This is a genomic window from Dictyobacter kobayashii (assembly GCF_003967555.1).
GTDB classification, from domain to species: Bacteria; Chloroflexota; Ktedonobacteria; order Ktedonobacterales; family Ktedonobacteraceae; genus Dictyobacter; species Dictyobacter kobayashii.
In genome coordinates, this window is record NZ_BIFS01000001.1 from 2,113,763 (window position 1) to 2,133,279 (window position 19,517).

General features: G+C 50.7%; 13 protein-coding genes. 5 read left to right on the forward strand and 8 right to left on the reverse strand.

The window, feature by feature from the left end; genetic code table 11:
• Positions 1-19: 19 nt before the first annotated feature.
• Positions 20-2,356 (reverse strand): RHS repeat-associated core domain-containing protein, encoded by a 2,337-nt coding sequence (locus EL645_RS09295; protein WP_246035321.1) that lies wholly within the window; start codon positions 2,354-2,356, stop codon positions 20-22.
• 288 nt (positions 2,357-2,644) lie between these two features.
• Between EL645_RS09295 and EL645_RS42500 the strand changes: the two genes are divergently transcribed.
• On the forward strand, positions 2,645-2,965 hold the full coding sequence (locus EL645_RS42500; RefSeq protein WP_126551385.1) for a hypothetical protein: 321 nt from the start codon (positions 2,645-2,647) through the stop codon (positions 2,963-2,965).
• A 1,469-nt stretch (positions 2,966-4,434) separates the two neighbouring features.
• Here the strand turns inward: EL645_RS42500 and EL645_RS09300 are convergent.
• From EL645_RS09300 to selB, 4 genes are all read right to left on the reverse strand, one after another.
• Positions 4,435-5,790, reverse strand: coding sequence for a glycoside hydrolase family 57 protein (locus EL645_RS09300; RefSeq protein WP_161977257.1), 1,356 nt, complete (start codon positions 5,788-5,790; stop codon positions 4,435-4,437).
• A gap of 247 nt (positions 5,791-6,037) precedes the next feature.
• On the reverse strand, positions 6,038-7,459 hold the full coding sequence (locus EL645_RS09305) for a glycosyltransferase family 4 protein (RefSeq protein WP_126549761.1): 1,422 nt from the start codon (positions 7,457-7,459) through the stop codon (positions 6,038-6,040).
• A gap of 692 nt (positions 7,460-8,151) precedes the next feature.
• On the reverse strand, positions 8,152-10,125 hold the full coding sequence (locus EL645_RS09310; protein WP_126549762.1) for a protein kinase domain-containing protein: 1,974 nt from the start codon (positions 10,123-10,125) through the stop codon (positions 8,152-8,154).
• A gap of 367 nt (positions 10,126-10,492) precedes the next feature.
• Positions 10,493-12,472, reverse strand: coding sequence for a selenocysteine-specific translation elongation factor (gene selB, locus EL645_RS09315; protein WP_126549763.1), 1,980 nt, complete (start codon positions 12,470-12,472; stop codon positions 10,493-10,495).
• Positions 12,473-13,371: 899 nt separating this feature from the next.
• Between selB and uvrC the strand changes: the two genes are divergently transcribed.
• Entirely contained in the window at positions 13,372-15,390 is a 2,019-nt protein-coding gene (uvrC, locus tag EL645_RS09325) for an excinuclease ABC subunit UvrC (RefSeq protein ID WP_126549765.1), read from the forward strand.
• Positions 15,391-15,625: 235 nt separating this feature from the next.
• Here the strand turns inward: uvrC and EL645_RS09330 are convergent, their stop codons facing one another.
• The gene (locus EL645_RS09330) at positions 15,626-16,840 is read right to left on the reverse strand and encodes an ISAs1 family transposase (protein ID WP_246035309.1); all 1,215 of its coding nucleotides are present in this window, start codon (positions 16,838-16,840) and stop codon (positions 15,626-15,628) included.
• Positions 16,841-17,163: 323 nt separating this feature from the next.
• On the opposite strand from EL645_RS09330, the gene EL645_RS09335 reads away from it, so the two are divergent.
• On the forward strand, positions 17,164-17,490 hold the full coding sequence (locus EL645_RS09335) for an FmdB family zinc ribbon protein (RefSeq protein WP_126549766.1): 327 nt from the start codon (positions 17,164-17,166) through the stop codon (positions 17,488-17,490).
• 79 nt (positions 17,491-17,569) lie between these two features.
• Entirely contained in the window at positions 17,570-17,782 is a 213-nt protein-coding gene (locus EL645_RS09340; protein WP_126549767.1) for a hypothetical protein, read from the forward strand.
• Between the two features lie 69 nt (positions 17,783-17,851).
• On the opposite strand, the gene EL645_RS09345 is transcribed toward EL645_RS09340, so the two are convergent.
• Together EL645_RS09345 and EL645_RS44060 are read right to left on the reverse strand one after the other, a co-directional pair.
• A complete protein-coding gene (locus EL645_RS09345; RefSeq protein ID WP_126549768.1) occupies positions 17,852-18,199 on the reverse strand; it encodes a type II toxin-antitoxin system death-on-curing family toxin in 348 nt (115 codons plus the stop codon).
• Positions 18,196-18,327 carry a hypothetical protein gene (locus EL645_RS44060; protein ID WP_281276281.1) on the reverse strand — a complete coding sequence of 44 codons (132 nt, stop codon included), beginning with the start codon at positions 18,325-18,327 and terminating at the stop codon, positions 18,196-18,198. Before EL645_RS44060 ends, EL645_RS09345 begins: the two co-directional genes overlap by 4 nt.
• Positions 18,328-18,615: 288 nt before the next feature.
• On the opposite strand from EL645_RS44060, the gene EL645_RS09350 reads away from it, so the two are divergent.
• A complete protein-coding gene (locus EL645_RS09350; RefSeq protein WP_126549769.1) occupies positions 18,616-19,458 on the forward strand; it encodes a sensor histidine kinase in 843 nt (280 codons plus the stop codon).
• The last annotated feature ends 59 nt before the right edge of the window (positions 19,459-19,517 follow it).

Consider the following 19,517-nt stretch of genomic DNA (forward strand, 5'->3'; position numbering starts at 1 on the left):
TATCATTTCCAAACTTAAACTATTGCCAAAAGTGCCGAAGAATACCAGCAACCAAGGCGCCCCAAGGAGCAAAACCAATAGGCGTAGCCAGTGCCGATCCTGCCATCGATGGTGTTGCCATAGCATTTGCTGCAGCAAATGACCCTGCTCCTGCGAAACCAAATGCTGCAGTAAGGCCGCCTACAAGAGCTCCTCCTACAAATGCCTCAACTTGCTGCTCAGCAGATGGAGGTGGTTGTTGTGCAACAGCGTCTGTCATGTTTAATGCAATTAATCCAGCTATTCCTCCACCAAGAGCTCCCGCTAGAATAACCAGACACATGGGACATCTTCCACTACTATCAGTCTCATTCACTGGATCATTATCAGCATAAAGGTAGGGGTTGGCTTTGAGCGTCTCCTGCAGGGTGCCACCAACGGGGGTACGCTGGGTCCAGCGGCCGAAGATGGGATCGTAGTACCGGATGCCGAACTTGGTCAGGCCGGTGGTGCTGTCGAAGTAGCCGCCGGCATACTGCCAGGGGTTGACGATTCCACTCTGCACGTTGCTACCAGCGATGCTGCCGAGGGGATCGTAATCGTAGCTGGCCACCAGGTTACCCACACTATCGGTCATGCCCACGATCGAGCCCTGCCCGTTGAACAGGTAGTAGTAGACCTTGCCCGCCGAGGTGCGCTCGCTGTTGAGCAGACCGCAACTGCAACGGACGTACTCGTAGGTGGTGCCTCCTGTCTTTTCCGTGCTCAGGCCCAGGCCGGTGTAGACTGTGCTGGTCCCAGAGTTGGTGGTGCGCTCGCTCTGGCCGATGCCTGTGTAGCCGTAGCTGTAGCTCTGCGTCGAGCCTGACGCCGTGCCGGTGCCACTCACATCCTGGTTCGCGTTGTTATAGCTGTGCGTCTGGGCGTAGGAGAGTGCTCCACGACCATCACTGCCATTGGTGATCGACGTCAGATTTCCATCGGCATCATAGGCATAGGTGGCACTGCCCGAAGTCGGTTGGCCTGCATAGCTGCCGGTGCTGGTCGCCCCCGTCGGCTCGTTGTCCGCGTTATAGTTACTATACGTTGCCACGTTGCTGGAAGCTCCAGTATACTGCCTGGTCTTCAAGTTCCCGTTGGCGTCGTAGCTCAGGGCCCAGTGCTGCACTCCGTTGTTGACATCCGTCAACTGATTGAGCGTGTCGTACTGGTAGTTCCAGGTCGCGTACTGGGTATAGTTGTTGGCGCTATGGATCACCGCGCTCTTCATCACCTCCGTGGACCCATTGGAGGGGCCGTAGTTATAGGTGTAACCCGTGTAGTTCGTGGTGATACTGGACGTGCCGCACTGGCTCCCGTTCATCTTGCCGCCCTGGTTGCTCACCTGGCGGCCAGCCGCGTCGTAGCTCATGAGCATGCCGGTGCCGTTGGGATAGATAATGCAGTTCTTGCGGTTCGCGTTATCGTACCCATAGTTGGTGACGGCGCTTCCTGGATCGGTCAACGTCGTCATCAGGTTGACTTCGTTGTAGCCGTATTTGGTCAGACCGGTGCCGTCGTTCAGGCTGGTCAGGTTGCCGATATTGTCATAGGTACTGACGATGTTGGGACCACCCGGGATCTGCTTGTTGGTCTGCCGATTGAGCACGTCATAGGTGAACGAGGTGGTTCCGGTGGGATCGCTCTGGGTCAGCGTGTTGCCATCATCGTCGTAGCTATACGTGAACGTGCGGGCCGAGCCGGTTCCCTGGTTGTAGATGGTGCTGAGCACGCGATCGAAGACGTCATAGGTATAGGTCGTCGTGTTGCCGTTGCCGTCGGTCTCCGTGCTCAAACGACTCAGGGCGTCGTAGGTCATCGTCGTCTTGCCCATGGGGGCGGGCGGCGTGACCGAGGTCAGATTCCCCTGACCGTCGTAGCCGTAGAGGGTGGTATTGCCATTGGCATCCTCACTACCAGATGGCGTGCCGTCCTGATTGTAGGAATACTGCAGCTTGCTGCCATTGCTCTTGCTCCCGGTCGTATCGGCCTGAGACAACAGGTTGCCATAATTGTCGTAGTTATTCGTCTTCACATTGCTCTGCGCATCCGTTGAGGTGGTGGGCAGATACTGCACGTTCTGCTGCTGGCCGCCCGAGAGCGGTGAATAGCTGTATTTGGTCGTGGCCCCGGTAGGATCTTTGACCTGCGAGACCATGTTGTTGCTGCTATTATACTGGAAACTGGTTGGTCCATCGGATGTGATCGCATCCTGGTAGGTATTAACGTTGTAGGAGGTGGCGTCAAAGGTGCTGCTGGTGCTATGGCCCAGCGCGTCTTTGGTCGAGGTCACCTGCAGGTTGGCCTGGTACGTATAGGTGGTGGAATGGCTGTTCACGTCTTTCACCACGGTATTGCCGCTGTTATACGTAAAGGTCATCTGCTTGTTGTTGGCATCGGTGATGGTGGCCACCTGGCCGTTTGAGCCATAGGTGATCGTCGTCGTGCGTCCCAGCGGGTCCTTGATGGTGAGCAGCTCCGAGTCGCCATTGGGATCATAGGTAAAGATGGTCTGCTTGTTGTTGGCATCGGTGATGCTGGTCAGATTCGACTGAGCATCGTACCCGTAAGTGATAGTGCGCGTCTTGCCGCCAACCACAGTATTGTCGACCACCTTCGTCACCTGGTGGTTGCTGTTCTGGGTGGCGCTCACGGTGCGTCCCTGCGTGTCGGTCGCTCCGGTCCAGTCGCCGTTGTCCAGGTAGCTATATTCGAGCTGGTTGTTGTTCTTGTCCAGCACCTCGTAGCGCGTGCCCCACTGGTTGAACAGCCAGCGCTCGCCGGTCTGGTGGAACTGCAGGGTGTAGACGCCCCCATTCAGGGGCAACAGCGTCGCGTTCAGGCTGGGAGCATCTTTGAAACCGCCTTTGCCATCGGGAGCGAAGTAAGCCTTGAGGCCCGTCGGCAAGTTCAGCGTGATGCCGCCGGTGGTGGAGAGATCATCTAAATACAGGGAGGCTCCGCGACCGGTGGTGAAGTTCCAGTTGGTCCCGTGATCGGCCAGCCACCAGTTAGACTGGCTGTTGTAGTAGCCACCGATCGTGTTATTGAGCCCCCGGCCCGAGATCTGCAGCTCCACCGTGTGTAGGACCAGGTTGCCGTTGGCGACGTTGACCTTCAGATCCAGGTGATCGGAAAGGGATTTGTCGATAAACGTGTAGAGCGACGAGTCGCCCAGGCCGTTGAGTGGTGTGCCGCTGCTGACCGGTGAGGCGGCAGGCGTCGCCATTTTTGCCTGTGTTTTCGGTTTGAATGGAGAGATGTGCGAACTGGTATCGTGGACGTTCGTGGGAACCGGTACGTTCCGCGTCGGGTTGCGCACCCCGGTATAGGTCGCGGGCAGACTGGTCTGCGGGAGCGCCTCGTTCGCGGTCGCCGCATAGGCCGAGGGAACGGATGCGACCACGGTGGTCAAGATCGCCCCTGTCGCCAGGCTAAGGACCAGCAAGAGCCGCCAGAACGATGACCAGAATGGTTGAATATTTTTGGCGTGCGAAAGATCATTTGTCGCGGGTGGGGGGGGTAATTCAGGCAAAAAGGGCACTGAAAAACGATCCATAGAGTGAAATCCTTTTCTCGTTACACCTATTCAAAAAAATAGCAGCAGAGGGGAGTGCCTCTATCCTCTCAGCACACACGTTGTCGAAATACGGCGCTGCATCTCACTGGCATCAGGGCACACAATGAGCTGGCATGCGTACCGCGGTGGAGGCATGCTGCTCCCTGGCTGGTCTCCCTTCCTTTTGGACGACCAGCGGCTCCTGGATACCGACGTGAATGGTTGACATCCTGTCATTCGCGCAGCAGGGACATTTTTAACAAAACATGCAAAATAAAAGGTGATAAAATATGAAAGCACCAGAACCAAATCAAGAGAAAGAGTCATAGATTGTCTTTCACTTATTACTGCTTTCTCAAATATAAAGTAAAAAAATGTACATGTCAATATATAGATATAATTCTCTAATAATTCTTATCTTACTCTAATATACATAAATAGGTGAGAGTACAATCAGAAGCTCAGTGACCGCAATGAAGGAGAAAAGAGGGTATGAAAAAGATAAGAACAGACAGTCACCAGAAAAACGAATGGCTGCCATGTCATGTGTGGTAAACGCATTTCAACGGAAAAACTGCCTGCTTTGGTACGACAGAAAGGATACCGTCATTGAGCACATGTGAGCTGATACGTGATGTCGCACACACAGAGAAGATAGGTAGCTCGAGCATCAAACGAGATGGGGTAACGCTATAGGGGTGACGGCTGGCAAAGGATCTATAAAGATCCCTTGCCAGCCGTCACCCCTATAGCGTTACCCCTATTTTGTTGGGAAAAGCATGGTTCTTTTGGGCTGTTTTGCTATTCCAACTTTCTGTTCCTATTGTGGGCAAACCCCAAATACTGTCACCCTTCAGTTAATTTACCAGCACGGCTTCTTTGCGCCGCGAAGTCTTTTTTTCTGGTTGACGCCACAGGCGTGCTGGCACATACGGTTGCATGGCATGCAAGGCATTGATATACACCTGCTGCTGCTCATGGATAACGCGATTGGGTCCCAGCGACCACCATTCAGCGGGGGTGAAGTAGGCAGATACCTCAGCTTCAGGTCCACTTCTGCCATACCACTGAATCAAATGAAGATTATCAGATTGGCTAAGCCAGATGGCCAGGTCAATAAGGTCAGTATTACCGGTTAGCTGAGCCATACCATAAACTTCGCCCATCAAGTGGAGAATATTTTTCTGGGCTTCATTCCCAAGGAAAAACTCCATACCGCCGCTGCCAGCCCAGGTAGTAGGATATACTGGTAGAGGAAGGTAATGAGCCTGTGCTTGTTGGCGTTCAATTATTTCACTCGCGGTATAGGTATCCACGTTACGTTGCTTCAGCTCGCCAGGCAATGCGCGCATAAAATCAAAGATACCACTATCCTGGCGATGATGCTCACCAAAGGTCTCAAAGTCCCAACCAAGCAAAAGCATGTCACCCCATGTATGCGCAATCCAGTCTGCATACGTGTTCGCATAGAGCGGATAACCATCCCAACTGCGATTGGAGAATCTATAACCAACATCGTCACTCAATTCCAGGTGACGGGTTAACAAAAAGGGACTACTCCCGCGCGCCTCGCGGAGTTCGCCAGCTTTGCGGACCGAACGGCGAGTACGTTTGCCTTCAATTGGTAAGGCATAGGGACCATCATCCCCATTGCGATAGAGGTGAGTACTCTCGCGCCAACCCATAACCCAGGGCCGGCCATCCATCAGGGCTCCCCGAAAACCAGCCACATCTAATGCATCATACAGCGAGGCCGACATACACATTTCCGTCGTATCGGTCACTACCGGCCTTTTACCAAAGATACCTTCAAGATCCTGAACCATATCCTGCATCGAGTTTACAAAAGCAGGCATGTCCAATAGAAACAGGAAACTATGATATGGCTCTACCCCTATCAATTCAACGTTTTCATGTGCCACTAGCTCTCGGAAGAGATCTAGCAAGGCTCCATCCCAGGACATAGCCTGACGTATAAACGAGAGTGAGAACCCAATGGAGAGTTTCATTCCTGCGCACAGATCCAAAAACATCTGGGCCGCTGGATAATAGCTATACTGCGCCACTTTTCTGAAATAGCGCTCATTCATTCGTTCATCAAAGAGGCAGTGGGCAATCTCCTCAGGCGTTGCTCCGCGCGGAATGGGCTGCGCCGGTAGCTTTAAACGCCGGGGCTGATGAACTACAGTGTAGACTGCCAGATCCGCAACCATACTCGTCATCCTCTCATCCTATTGGCATATATGCCTTCTCCACCAGTTGGCTGATCATCTTCTACGCTGAAGCGCTCTTGATCTCTCTTTTTTAACTTTATGGACGCCAGGAAGTTCAGTCTCTACAATTACAACCATACACCCCCCACTTTGTACTGGCCCACAAGACAAGTAAATGTAGACCAGTACAACCACCAGCAAATCTATTATTGGATAGAATAGTAAATACCTGAAAAGTAGTCCTAAACTAGACCGTACTACCACGTTTTGTGCTGGCAGTATTGGCGGCAACACTTATTTCCTGCGCCACCTGGTCTTGTACAGGAGCATCAGCCACTACATCCATCATACCGACCGACGACAAAACAATGTTCTGCTTACGCGCCAGGAACTCAAGTTTACCCACCATATTGTCGATGACACGGTCCCAGAGAAATTGGCGCGCGGTTACCTGGCTGGCCTGACGCATCTGTTCTTGCTTCTCCGGGTGACGGCGCAGATAGAGGAGGTAACCAACGATTTCATCTGGATCGTCGGTCTCGGTCACAATCGCATTTTCAAAGGAGACTGCATAATCCTCACCAGTCGAACCGGTAACAGCAATACCTTGAGCCGCCATAACCTCCAATGCAACCAGGCCAAATGGCTCGTGTCCACTATTAGCCAGCGTAGCGTCCGCCGCCGCGTAAGTGGTGCGCACAAATTCTTCGGGCAAGAAGAAACGCAGATTGTATATATCGGCCGGGCCGGCCTGTTCAATAGCGTCCAGACACTGCTGTAGATTAGGACGTTGGGCCACCACATCCTGAATATGCAGTCCGCGATGGTAAGCATGACGGAACACATCAGCTCCATGTGGCTCGATACCACCACGTACAAACAGGGTTACAGGATGGCCAGCATCTTTCAAACGGGCAACCGCCTCTATAGCCATGATCCAACGTTTATCAGGATCAAAACGCCCGATCTTGAACAGGAAAAAACGGTTGGGATCACCACGCCGTGCAATGTTGCGCAGGCGCTGCACTGCTTCCGGATCGACCGGATTGAGGTGGCGACTGGGAATACCATTGGGGATAACCAGGGGGTTGACACCTAAACTCCACATCTTGTGCTTCATGTATTTACTGACTGTGCACAGTGTGGTAACAAAATTTAATCGCCCCCAATCAATACGCTGCAATGACATCAGGCTGTTCAAATTCCATAGCATCAGAACTTTCTGGCGCACACCAAACCAGTGTAAAAGATCAGAGGTGCGACACATCACTTCAGCGGTATGCCAGTCTTCGCCCAGAATAACAACTGTCTTACCCTCAGCTACTGCTGGTCGTACAATCTCACTAAAAATATGATAAGGAACGCTCTCGTTATAATCATAGAGCTTTTGTTCCTCGCCGTCATAAACACCATTGGGATAATATTTGCTAACCCATTGCGACCAGCGTTTGAGGATCAAACGCCCGTCCAGGCGGTGTTCAATCGCTGGCTTGTAAGGATCACCAATATAAATAAGATGGGTGGTATATCCCTGTGTAGCAAGCGCTTCACTCAATTCAGAAACACGAGTGCCCAGACCACCCGCGGTAGAGTAGACATCAGGCCCTTCAAAACAGAGCAGGACAAAAAGTGTATTCTCTGGTGATATTGCTCCGTCTAATTTCATCATGATAGGTCGTCCTCGTTCTTTTAAATTTTCATTTTGAGAAGGAAAACATAGACACCCTTGTTGAACTCATAGGCCAGCAGAACGCAATGTCTTAAACACTGAGTGTTGGCAGCTGCGCGGAGCTCCACACATTTGGAGGTCACCAACCCTGCGATGCCCGATCTTTGTTCGTCACTACCGTTCGTGTGTCTACTTCTGTTTGCCAGATAGACATCAAATGCTTCTACTTGCAGTATAGCACGTTGTCCATAACCAACGTCATTCTACGATAGAGTATACCATATACTATATGTTTTATGTGTAAAATAGACTCAACCATTGAATTCTTAAAAAAAACTGAATAAAGACCTCTAAGGTTTATGACGGCAAGCAGCCATAAGGCGAATTCTTAACATCGAGTCTGCAATTTTAGTTCGTTTATAGATATATACTCTATATTTTAACGTTATTAAATATTTGCTGAACGCTTTTTTCTTGATAAAAGTGGGCCTGTACTAACAGGTATTATTGAAGAATAATCGAATTGCGTCCGAGGATATAAAAAGAAGATCTCCATAAATGTAGAATTAATATATTAGTTATCTAGTTTCCTGCTGTGCCACTTGCAAGTGGCACAGCAGGAAACTGAGTTCTGGGGACACAGCCCCTCAGGCGCAGGCCTGGTTCGAATGACGTATGTTGTCTGCTCAACTCTATTGAGCAGTTGGCGTATTTAAACTTGACGATGTAACGGTCGGCGTTATAGTAGGTAGAGCCGGCACAGTCGGCGTCGGCGTCGGCTGCGGAGCAGTGGTCGGCGTCGGCTGCGGAGCAGTGGTCGGCGTCGGCTGCGGAGCAGTGGTCGGCGTCGGCTGCGGCTGCGGCTTACTTGGAACCTGTGTTGGCGGCGTTGAGACACCCGGCGTTGAAGATGTCGAAGGTGCACCAGTCAAGTTCGTTACATATAACGTCAAAATCTCGTTATCTTTCAATGTTTTACCGGCACCCGGATCTGTACGAGTCACAGTATTGGGATCACGGTTAGGATCCTGTTTGTCAAGGTTATCCTCTTGAACAGTATACTGGATACCCATCTTATTCAGTTCAGCTTTTGCCCCCTCCAGTGATTGGCCAACCAGGTCTTTTGGCACCACACTGGTGGTTGACAACTCAACCAGAATGGTAGAACCAGGCCTGGCATAATTACCAGCCTGCGGTGATTGCTGCTTCACCTTACCAGCTGTAATCCCATTCGTAACTGAAAATTTAAAGCCTTTATCTTCAGCTTGCTTCTTGGCCTGCTTATAGGTCAGATCCTTTAAATCAGGAACCTGGACCATCTGTGCTACTGTTGGGGTGGTATTTCCCGAGTTGCCTGACGAAAATGGCAGAAAATGCAGTTGGCCTGCGAGATAAATACTAAAAGCGAGTAATAATACCGTTGCCACTAAGACAAGCACTGTCACAATACCAGCCACACGTGTATCACGTTGCTCCCGCACGATACCTGCAGGACGACTTCCAAGGGCATCGCGTTGAATAGGTCGCGTAGCCCCGGCTTCCATATCACTCATGGGAATAGGGCGTTGCTGATCCATAGCGGTGGTTGCCGCCCCTGGATCAATTGCCATCGGAGCATAGTCCTGATCGGGACGTAATGCGGTCGCGGCCCCATTCTCAGAGGGAACGTTCGAACCCAGAGCAGCCGGACCCAATTGCTGGTTAGGCGACGAGTTCTGCTGACCCGGATGCGATATACCATTGGCATAGCCCGCAGCCTGGTTTAGCATGGCCCCTGCGCTGGCATGAGGTCCTGAACCATTGCCCGGCAACATATTTGCCGACTGTATGGTCGCATTATCTTCCTCACCCAACAATTCCAGGGCGCGCGCCAGCGTGTTGCCATCCCGGAAACGCATCTCAGGAATTTTTTCCAGGCAGCGTAAAATAATCTCCTCCAGCGCAGGTGGTATATTTGGGTTCAACTGGCTGGGTGGCATAGGGACATCTTGAATATGCTGCATTGCGACCGCAACCGGGGTATCTCCATCAAAAGGAGTGCGACCGGTCAGCATCTCATACATGACAATACCCAGTGCATAAACGTCAGCCGCGGGACTGACTATTTCACCCTGTGCTTGCTCTGGAGCATAATATTGTACGGTACCCAGTGTCATGCCAGTCGTAGTTAAACGCTCGGCATTAATATCTTTATACACACTGGCAATACCGAAATCAGTTAATTTGATAGAACCATCGCGGCCCACCAGAATATTCTGTGGTTTAACATCGCGATGCACAATACTTCGGCGATGGGCCGCTCCTAAACCAAGAGCGACATCGTGCGCGATAATGACAGCCCGATCCATGGCGAGAACACCCCGCGAGCGCAAATATCGGCGCAGATCTGTGCCTTCGACCAGTTCCATGACAATAAAATAATTGCCATCGCTCTGACCATAATCGTATACTTGCACAATATTGGGGTGCTGCAATGAAGATGCAGCTTTTGCCTCTCGCTGAAAGCGCGTCACAAACTTTGGGTCGGTACTGTAGACTTCGCGCAACACCTTAATAGCTACGGTCCGGTCCATGCGCATATCACGGCCCCGATAGATCGTAGCCATACCACCACGCCCAATAGGGTCTTGTAATTGGTATCGCTCACCCAAAACTTCGATTTGCATAGCTCTCCGCACTGTTGGGCGACTGTTTGCAGTGCCCTGCCCTTGCTTGCTGGATAACCTCTGTCACAGCACCTTCTGAGTAATCATACCATTGGACTGGTACTATCTCCAGGCGTTTTCAGATATCCAATCGAATCTCAAACAAGGATTTACGCATATCTCAACCAGAGACGCAATGTGACTCGCCAGCATCAAATTGCCAGAACTTCTCTTCCCGAAATCAGGGAGAAGGCAAAACGCATTGCGTCACTATTTTAACTTATTCTACGCCAGAATGGAACACTCTTCAGGAAAGTAGGAGTTCTCATCTGGTAAAGATTGTTTTTTGCTTCTACTATTCTATTGTAATCGGTGCACGCCTGATTTTTTATGCCACAGGGTTGCCAATAGGAGTTGTACCTGGTATACGTTCATCTCCCAGACGCTGAGTCATACGTAAGGCGTCCATATGTTCGAGTAGAGGCAAAATATATTTACGGGTTGTTCCTAGGACATCGCGTGCCTCTGCAACGGTCATTTTACCATGCTCGTGCATATAGGCCGCCAATTTTGAAAGTGCTGTCTCATAAGCTGTATGTAAAAATAGGATACCATCACCTATTTTTATCAACTCGCCCTGTTCAAGCAGAGCATTGACCACATCAACCCCGGCAATCGCATCAGCTTCGCTACGCACAGGCGGCGTATAGGGTTGCACCTGGTACTGCTGCAATAACTGCTCGACCAGCTTTTGTTGAGTGCTGGTAAAATGTGGTCGAAAGCCAGGTATCCTGATCAAGCCAGCGGTCCGAGCAAGTGCCGGACCTTCGCCGCGTTCACCTGTTCTGGTTTCCACATTCTCTAATAGACTTTTTTCCTGGAACAGGGAAAAAACGTCGGCGGCCATCTTGGATTGAAGACCCAGACGAGCACGCCATTCCTCTTTGGAGATGCCACTGCGCAATGGATACTGTTGATGAAATTCCTGAACCAGATGGAGAGCCTGGTCGGTTAATGCATCCCAGTTGGTTTGCGCAAACCAGTAAACACCAACTTTACACGCTCTTCCCTCTGATAACAACGACTCTAGTATCTGTTGCGTCACATCATGAGCTAAATTAGACTGTTTCACTATTTCTTCAAGTGTATAGCCTACCAGACTATGCGTCGCTTTCGTGACTCCTGCTGCTTTTGCTTTGGGATGGCGCTCCAGGCTAGCCAGGACCAATTCTTCAGGGGTGGCCTGTAAGAGTTGAACCAGTGTGTCTAGCAATGGCTGTTGGAAACGGCGATGGTAGCGCGGTGTGACATCGACAATTTCGCCACCCCCAATGGTCGTACTCGGAGACGGAATGCGCACAATAAAGCGGTCACGGCAAGCAACAACGGCGGGCCGGCTTAGCCGTATCTGTACCCAGGCACTCTGTCCCGGTTGGAGTTCATCCGTGTCCAGTAGACGTACCCGGGCAGGAATTTCTTGTGAACCAGTGTACACATCGACAGATGTGTTGTGCAAGAGCGAGCGACTGGCCTCTGTAAGAAGCCTGAGCCGGGCATCGAAAAGTAAGGTTGGTTGTAATTGGCCGGGTAGAGCCACCACATTGCCACGTGTTAGATCGCTACGAGCAATATTCGCGAGATTTATTGCTACCCGGCTGCCAGGACGGGTGACATCGAGTTGTTGCTTGTGCGTCTGCAAACTACGGATACGAGATTTCATGCCCTGCGGTAGGATCTCCACCTCCTGGCCTACTTTCAGCACACCATCTAATAGTGTCCCTGTGACAATCGTACCAAATCCCGTTAGTGAAAAGACTCGATCTATTGGTAAACGTGGACGTGCAATATTTTTGCGCGCGGATGCAGTTTCCAGTAAGGTATCCAGGGTAGATAGGAGTTCTGGCAAACCCTGGCCTGTATAGGCAGATACAGGAAGGATCGGCGACCCGGCTAAAATGGTGGGTTTCAGATATTCAGCAACCTCTTCTCGGACCAGTTCTAGCCACTCCTCATCCACCAGGTCAGCTTTGGTCAAGACAACCACACCCCGAGGTACTTGCAATAGATCTAGAATTGCCAGGTGTTCGCGTGTCTGTGGCATGATCCCTTCGTCCGCGGCAATGACCAGCAGCGCTGCGTCTATCCCTCCAACGCCAGCCAGCATATTCTTGATGAAACTTTCATGACCCGGAACATCTACAATACTGACCTCTTGTCCGCCGGGCAGTTTCAACCAGGCAAAACCAAGATCAATGGTCATGCCACGTTCTTTCTCTTCTGTCAGGCGATCTGGATCAATACCTGTAAGCGCTTTGACCAGGGTAGATTTGCCATGGTCTACATGGCCAGCAGTTCCAATACAGCTCATGGTTTCCTAGTATATATGATTTGATTGACGTTAACACCTTCAGTATACCCCAGATGGGCGGTTCTGGCTATTCGAAAGCTGTTATATGCGACCATCGACTATATTCGTTGGTCTCTCCTTTGGCGGGCGTGCGCGTCCGCGCCCGCACATTAATTATGGGTGGCGCCGAGGTGCTGCGCACCTCGGCGCCACCCATAATTAATGCCCAGGCACAGCACCTATCATCATGTGCGGGCGCAGCATCCATCATAATGCTTTGTTCTCGCTTTATTCTCGAGGTGTCTGTCGCACCTCAGCACCACCATACTCAAACATTGTTCTCTCAAGTCCAGCCACACCTGCGCTTTATTCTCGAGGTGTCTGTCATGTACCTCAGCACCACCATACTCAAACATTGTTCTCTCAAGTCCAGCCACACCTGCGCTTTATTCTCGAGGTGTCTGTCATGTACCTCAGCACCACCATACTCAAACATTGTTCTCTCAAGTCCAGCCACACCTGCGCTTTATTCTCGAGGTGTCTGTCATGTACCTCAGCACCACCCATAATAATGTGCAGGTGCCTGGAGCCAGGACGCCTACACCTGCGCTTTATTCTCAAGGTGTCACCCACCTCGGCGCCACCATACTCATGCTTTGTTCTCGAGGTATCACGCACCTCGGCGCCACCCATAATAATGTGCGGGCGCCCTGGCTCCAGGTGCCTGCACCTGCGCTTTATTCTCGAGGTGTCGCGCATGGGCTGCGCCCATGCGCGACACCTCGAGAATAAATAAAAATATTCGGGCGCGAATGCGCACGCCCACAAGCAAACAAGACGATTGAACGACATGATATAATAAATGCACAAAATTATCACACCACCAGACTGTGCATCTTGATTCTCAGGGCTTTGTATAAATGAACGAAAAAATCCAATCAGTTTTAAAATCCCTCCCACACAAACCTGGCATTTACCTGATGAAGGATGCCGAAGGAACGATCATCTATGTGGGAAAAGCTATCTCACTCTATAATCGGGTACGTTCCTATTTCCTGGAGTCAACCGACCATAGTCCAAAAAATCGGAGTATGGTAGCTAAAATCGATGATATCGAGTTCCTCGTCGTGCAAAATGAGGTCGAGGCACTGGTCCTGGAAAGCAATTATATTAAGCAGTATCGGCCCAAATATAATGTACTACTGCGGGACGATAAGAGTTATCCTTATATCAAAGTCGCTCTGACCGAGGATTTTCCACGCGTCTATCGGGTGCGTAGCTTCCATCATGATGGCAATCGCTACTTTGGACCTTATACGAATTCGGGGGCCGTTGATGCAACCCTCGATCTCTTAAATAAGCTTTTTGCTTTTCGCACCTGTCGCTATGATGCCAGTTCCTGGGCACCACCCACCAGAGGTGAGCCCCCGGCTAGTTGGAAGCTGAAGTTACTACCACGTCCTTGCACCCAGTACTATATCCACCGCTGTACCGCTCCCTGCGTGGCTTATACCACGCGTGAGGAGTATAACGCGATAATCAAGCAGGTTATACTCTTCCTCGAAGGCAAACATGACGAGGTTCTGAAAGATCTGCAGGCAAAAATGGAGAAGGCCGCGGAAGAGCTAAATTTTGAGGAAGCGGCCCGTCTACGCGACCGTATTCAAGCGGTTGAGCGCATCCTGGAAAAGCAACGTATTATCAATACGGAGGCTCAGGATGACCAGGATGTCATCGCGCTGGCCAGTGGGGACGATGAGACGTGCGCCCTGGTCTTCTTCTTCCGCTCGGGCAAACTGGTGGGACGCGAATACTTTATCTTGCAAGGTACGCGTGATAGTAGTCCAGGTGAGATTATGGGCTCCTTCATGCAACAGTTCTATCAGAGCTCTCCACATGTGCCTTCTGAAGTCATTGTTGAGGCCGAGCCCGACGATCGCCAGGTCATTCAAAGCTGGCTCAAAGAGAAACGGAAAGGTGCCGCGGCCACTGGCGCTAGCTCTACAGTGACGATCACGGCCCCCAAACGTGGTGACAAAGTGCAACTGGTCAATATGGTTAAGAATAATGCTAAAGAGGTGCTGGATCAGCAGCGCATCAAGTGGCTAACCGATAGCCAAAAAACGCAGTTTGCCCTGGAGGAGATCCAGCAGGCAATTAATCTGGAGACGGCTCCGCAGCGTATCGAGTGCTATGATATCTCAAATACCCAGGGAACAAACTCGGTCGGTGCGATGGTAGTCTTTGAGGCTGGACGGCCAAAAAAAGAGGAGTATCGCCGCTTTAAAATCAAACAGGTTGAGGGCCCAAACGATTATGCCAGCCACCAGGAAGTCTTGCGCCGCCGTTTCCGCAAAGCCGCCGCCAATAGTACTTCTATCCCCAGTAAACCTATGGATGATATCAGTCCACCAATTGGTGAAACGGTCGAGGAGATCATTCAGGAGGGTGAAAATGGGGCCTTGCAACATGATTGGGCCATGCCAGACCTGGTGATTATCGATGGCGGCAAGGGTCAGTTGAACGCGGCCCTGGAGGTCATGCACGAGCTCAAACTGGATATTCCCATCATTGGTGTGGCCAAAGAAGAAGGCTCGCATACCAAGCTCAATACCGCCGAAGAGATCTATATACCAGGTGCGGCTGAGCCGATTATCCTGCCACGCAATTCACAGGGACTCTATCTACTACAACGTATCCGCGATGAGGCCCATCGTTTCGGTCTCTCATATCACCAGAAACTACGCTCCAATCGTACCTTCAAGTCCGTGCTGGATGAGATTCCGGGCATCGGTCCTAAACGTAAACAGGCGTTGCTCAAACACTTTGGCTCTGTGCGTGCCATCGGTTCGGCCAGCCTGGAAGATCTGGCTGCCCTCGATGGCATGACACGCGATGCCGCCGAAAAGGTGAAAGAGTACATTGGGCGCCTGGAATAGAATGTGATCTCCTTTTGTTCTATATAACAGAGACCGTTGACATTCTATTCCAGGTCGCGGTACAGGATATATTTAGTGACTGCGGCCCCTGACGCTACACGCCTGCGGCGCTCACAAGGTCTTTTTAGTTCGGTGCAGTCATCAGGTCGTTGCACGACCTGATGACTGCACCGAACTAAAAATCGGGCGCTGATGCGCTACAAGAGTGCTAGCACTCGACAGGGCTTCGCAAAAGTCAGAGTAACCAAGCAAGGGCCTCCTCTGGGTGAGATGCAAATCGCCGGATTTGACGAGCCACATTGGAAACCTGATGCATATCCATCAAGGAGAGCACGAGCGAGTTGAGTACGGCAAGCATTTGAGCGACAGGAGGAACGCGAACGCCACATCGGTCTTCTCCCAACGTCACATCACGGCGCCCATGGAGACGATTTTCCACCGCCCAGTGGTCGCGGATGAGGCGGAAAAGCCGCTGGATCGAACACTGTTCTCGGCTCAAGGTCGTCAATCCGTACACGACCTCTACGCTCCTTTTCTCTGCCGTCTTGCGTTCCCGTTGTAATCGAAAGACCTGCCCAACTTCTCCCCATTCTCGATCCAGAAACTCGTTGAGGTCCGGTGAGGTGAGCAGGTGGCGCCGCTCCAGTCGGCCATGACCTTTTTCGACCTGTTCATAGGAGTGCCAGGTGCTTCGATCAGCGTGTGGATCTTCGAAAAAGAGTTCCAGATCCTCTCGAGTCACGGGCGTATTGTCTTTGATGATCAGAATCACCTCTCCTCCTGCCCGTTTTACCATGCGTCCAAACGCATGATAACTTTGAGCAGCATCGACGGTGAAAATGCGCCCTTTGCAGAGCACTTCGGTCAACAGCGGCTTGAGGGCACTGACTTCATTCTGCTTGTCGGCAATTGGACACTGATGCAAGACAATTCCTGTTTGCACTTCATACACATGCAACACATGCCTCTGCGGCTTTTCTCCTCCATAGCTCTGCTGACCGGTTCCCCGCAACACTTTGCCATCAATGGCCACATGAACAGCGCGCTGCTCTGCCAGCATCGCGAGACGACTGGGTTCGTCACCACATCGGCTTTCTGCCTCCTGCCGTAGCAACCAATCTCGAAATCGTTCATTGATCTGCTGGCTCTCCAACCGAGCGAGCGCATATTTGTACGTATTGGCACACGGCATACGCTTCCACTTCACGTTCAACTGCTCGCGCAGCCTCTCTCCTTGGTCTCGCGCCCAATCGCTGGCTCCCAACAGGCTTTTCATCCCAGCCAGTTTGGCCAGGATCAGCACGATGAGCACGTCCGCTAACGCATATTGCTTCCCTCGGGCTGCCCGCTGATCAGGGATCTGCGCACAGATGTCGTACAACGAACGCAGATGCGATGGGCTTACTTCTTGAATGGTCTTGCTTTCCGTTTTCAGTGTGCTATATTCCATGCAGAGTCTTTCCTCGAATGACCTTGATTTTTTTTTCATTCTACTGGATTGACTCTTCTTTTTCACCTCCCCCGGACTTTTGCGAAGCCCTGTAGCACTCGATGGAATCGATTGACAACACAACAAATTCACGGTACTATTAATGGGCAGGACGGCTATAGTGGTCGCCCTCTCTATGCAATAAATAATATCTCATCAGAACACACAGACCACTCGCACAGGACTCAGGTGATCATAGAAACCAGTGAGGTCATCCCCCTCTCTCCATTGGCGTGTTGGCTGTGTAGACAGCGTTAAGCGCAATTTAAAGAGGTGATTGGTATATGCCAACGTACGAGTATCTTTGTCAAACATGCAGCCACCGCTTCGAGACGTGGCAGAAAATGACCGATGAGCCTTTGACAGTTTGTCCAGAATGTGGCAACCACATTCGTCGCGTGCTCTTCCCCGCTGGAGTCGTCTTTAAAGGTTCAGGTTTTTATAAAACTGACTATAGCAATACAAAAACTCTTCCTCCTACCAATGGAGACACAAAAAAAACTGAAGGTTCTAGCGAAAGCAAAACTGGCGATAGTAGTAGCACTTCTTCAGAAGGCAGCTCAGCCAGTAGTAGCCCATCTACCTCTACGACGCCAAGTACTACCAAATAAGAATGAATCAAAAGTTCAATGGCCATCATCATGATGATGGCCATTGAACTTTTCTCACGCGAAAAAGGGGATACAGACCATGGCCGAATCAGCTATTGCCGCCATTCAGCGCCAACAAATCGAGATCGCCATTGGCGAGCTTCTACTGACATCTGATTTCTATATGCGCCAATCCACTACCGAGCGTATCCGCCACCTTATCTCTCACGCCGACCATAGCCTGGACATCCATAAATTCAGTGAGGTGGCCCAGGATGAGTTGCGCGAACTCAACCTCTTGCCCGACAACTAAGAGAAAACGCTGCGCAACGGTCCTGTATGCCTGCCACGGCATGTGGGACTATCATTCTTGTCGCCCTGATTATGATCCCAGGTATGCGATGATTTTCGGATGTTCATTCGCCACCAGCTGCATAATCTGCTCTTCGTTCTTTATTGCGCTATCCACAAATCTCTCCACATGCCCTGCAAACCACTGCACTAGATTTTCAAAGTTTTTCTCCGCCACCATAGACTCAATAGCGTACGCCAGAGCCATCTCCTCCTGCTCATCTTTATATTGGATCTGGTAGCCATTGATCATTAGAAAAGTGCTCCCCAGAATAAAGGCTACGCGTTTATTGCCATCGATAAAAGGATGATTCTGGGCTAAGCGTTGAATTAAGATAGCTGCTTGCTCCACCATACCAGCATTCTGATATAACTTCATGTTTTGGGAGCCGCTAAGGCAGAGCCCAGACCATTCATATCTCGCACTGCTCCAGTCTCGCCAGCCACCTCATTCGCTCGTATGGCAATCTCGATATCAGGATAAGCTATCTCATCATCTGTGTTCATCACTCGTATCCTTTATTAGCAGATTTAGCAATAAGCAGCTACTTCATTACTACTGCGTCAATATAAACAATCAAGCCTGGATTGAGCTTCTATATTGTAGAGTTAACACTATATTCTACAAAAAGAGAATGAAATGCGCATCTTCTCTCCCAAAAGTCACGACCTATATACCAAATTTTCCTATTAGATAGGTATTCACGAACAGATGCACGTCATACGAGTGTATACTGGTATTACACAATCCCTAAGAATAGCTAGAATTATGCCGCTTGCAAGGAGACAGAGGTCATGCAGCTTCAAGGCGAGAAAACACAGGAACAAATTATTCAGGAACTTCAGCAGCAATTAGATGATTTACGGGCGGAGAACCTCCTCTTGCAAGATCAGCTGGCACATAAGGAACAGTCAACTGCGATGATCGCGCACGATCTGCGCGGACCACTTTCGCCGATTATGAATTATGCACAGATGATTGGACGTCATGCAGCCCCACCTAAAGATGGCAGTAAGTTTTCTGCGCAACAAATTGGGAAGAAGCACTCAGCAATCCAGCGCAATGCCAATATCATCATTGGGCAGGCCCAGCGTATGAGCCGCCTGGTTAATGATTTGCTCGACTCTTCTCATCTTGCCTCAGGCAAATTTTCGTTAATCCGCGAAGACTGCGATATTGTACAACTGGTCGAGGAAATGGTAGAACAATTACGCCCGGTGGCCCCCTACCATACATTTATTGTTTCAGCTCCCAGGACCCCTATCATTGGGCATTGGGATGGAGGCCGCTTACAACAGGCTCTGGGAAACTTACTCGATAATGCAATCAAGTATTCGGATGAGAAGACGACCATTACAGTGGCTGTCGTTGCTACCGAAAAGGGTGTTAAGATCAGTGTCCATAATCAGGGGGCCAGTATTCCATCAGCCGAAATTGGGCACCTCTTCCGTCCTTATGGACGCTTGCCTGCCGCGAGTTCACGCCACGGTTCGGGTTTAGGACTATTTATTACGAAATCTATTATTGAAGCCCACCAGGGGACGCTACAGTTGGAGCCACATAGTGAAGAGGGCAACAGTAGCGATGAGCCCCGGGGCACAACCTTTAGTTTTGAAATTCCTTTACGCGAGGACTAAACAGCCGCAGAGGCAAAGAACAGGGACGTTCGATACACAAGTCCCTGTTCTTTTCTATC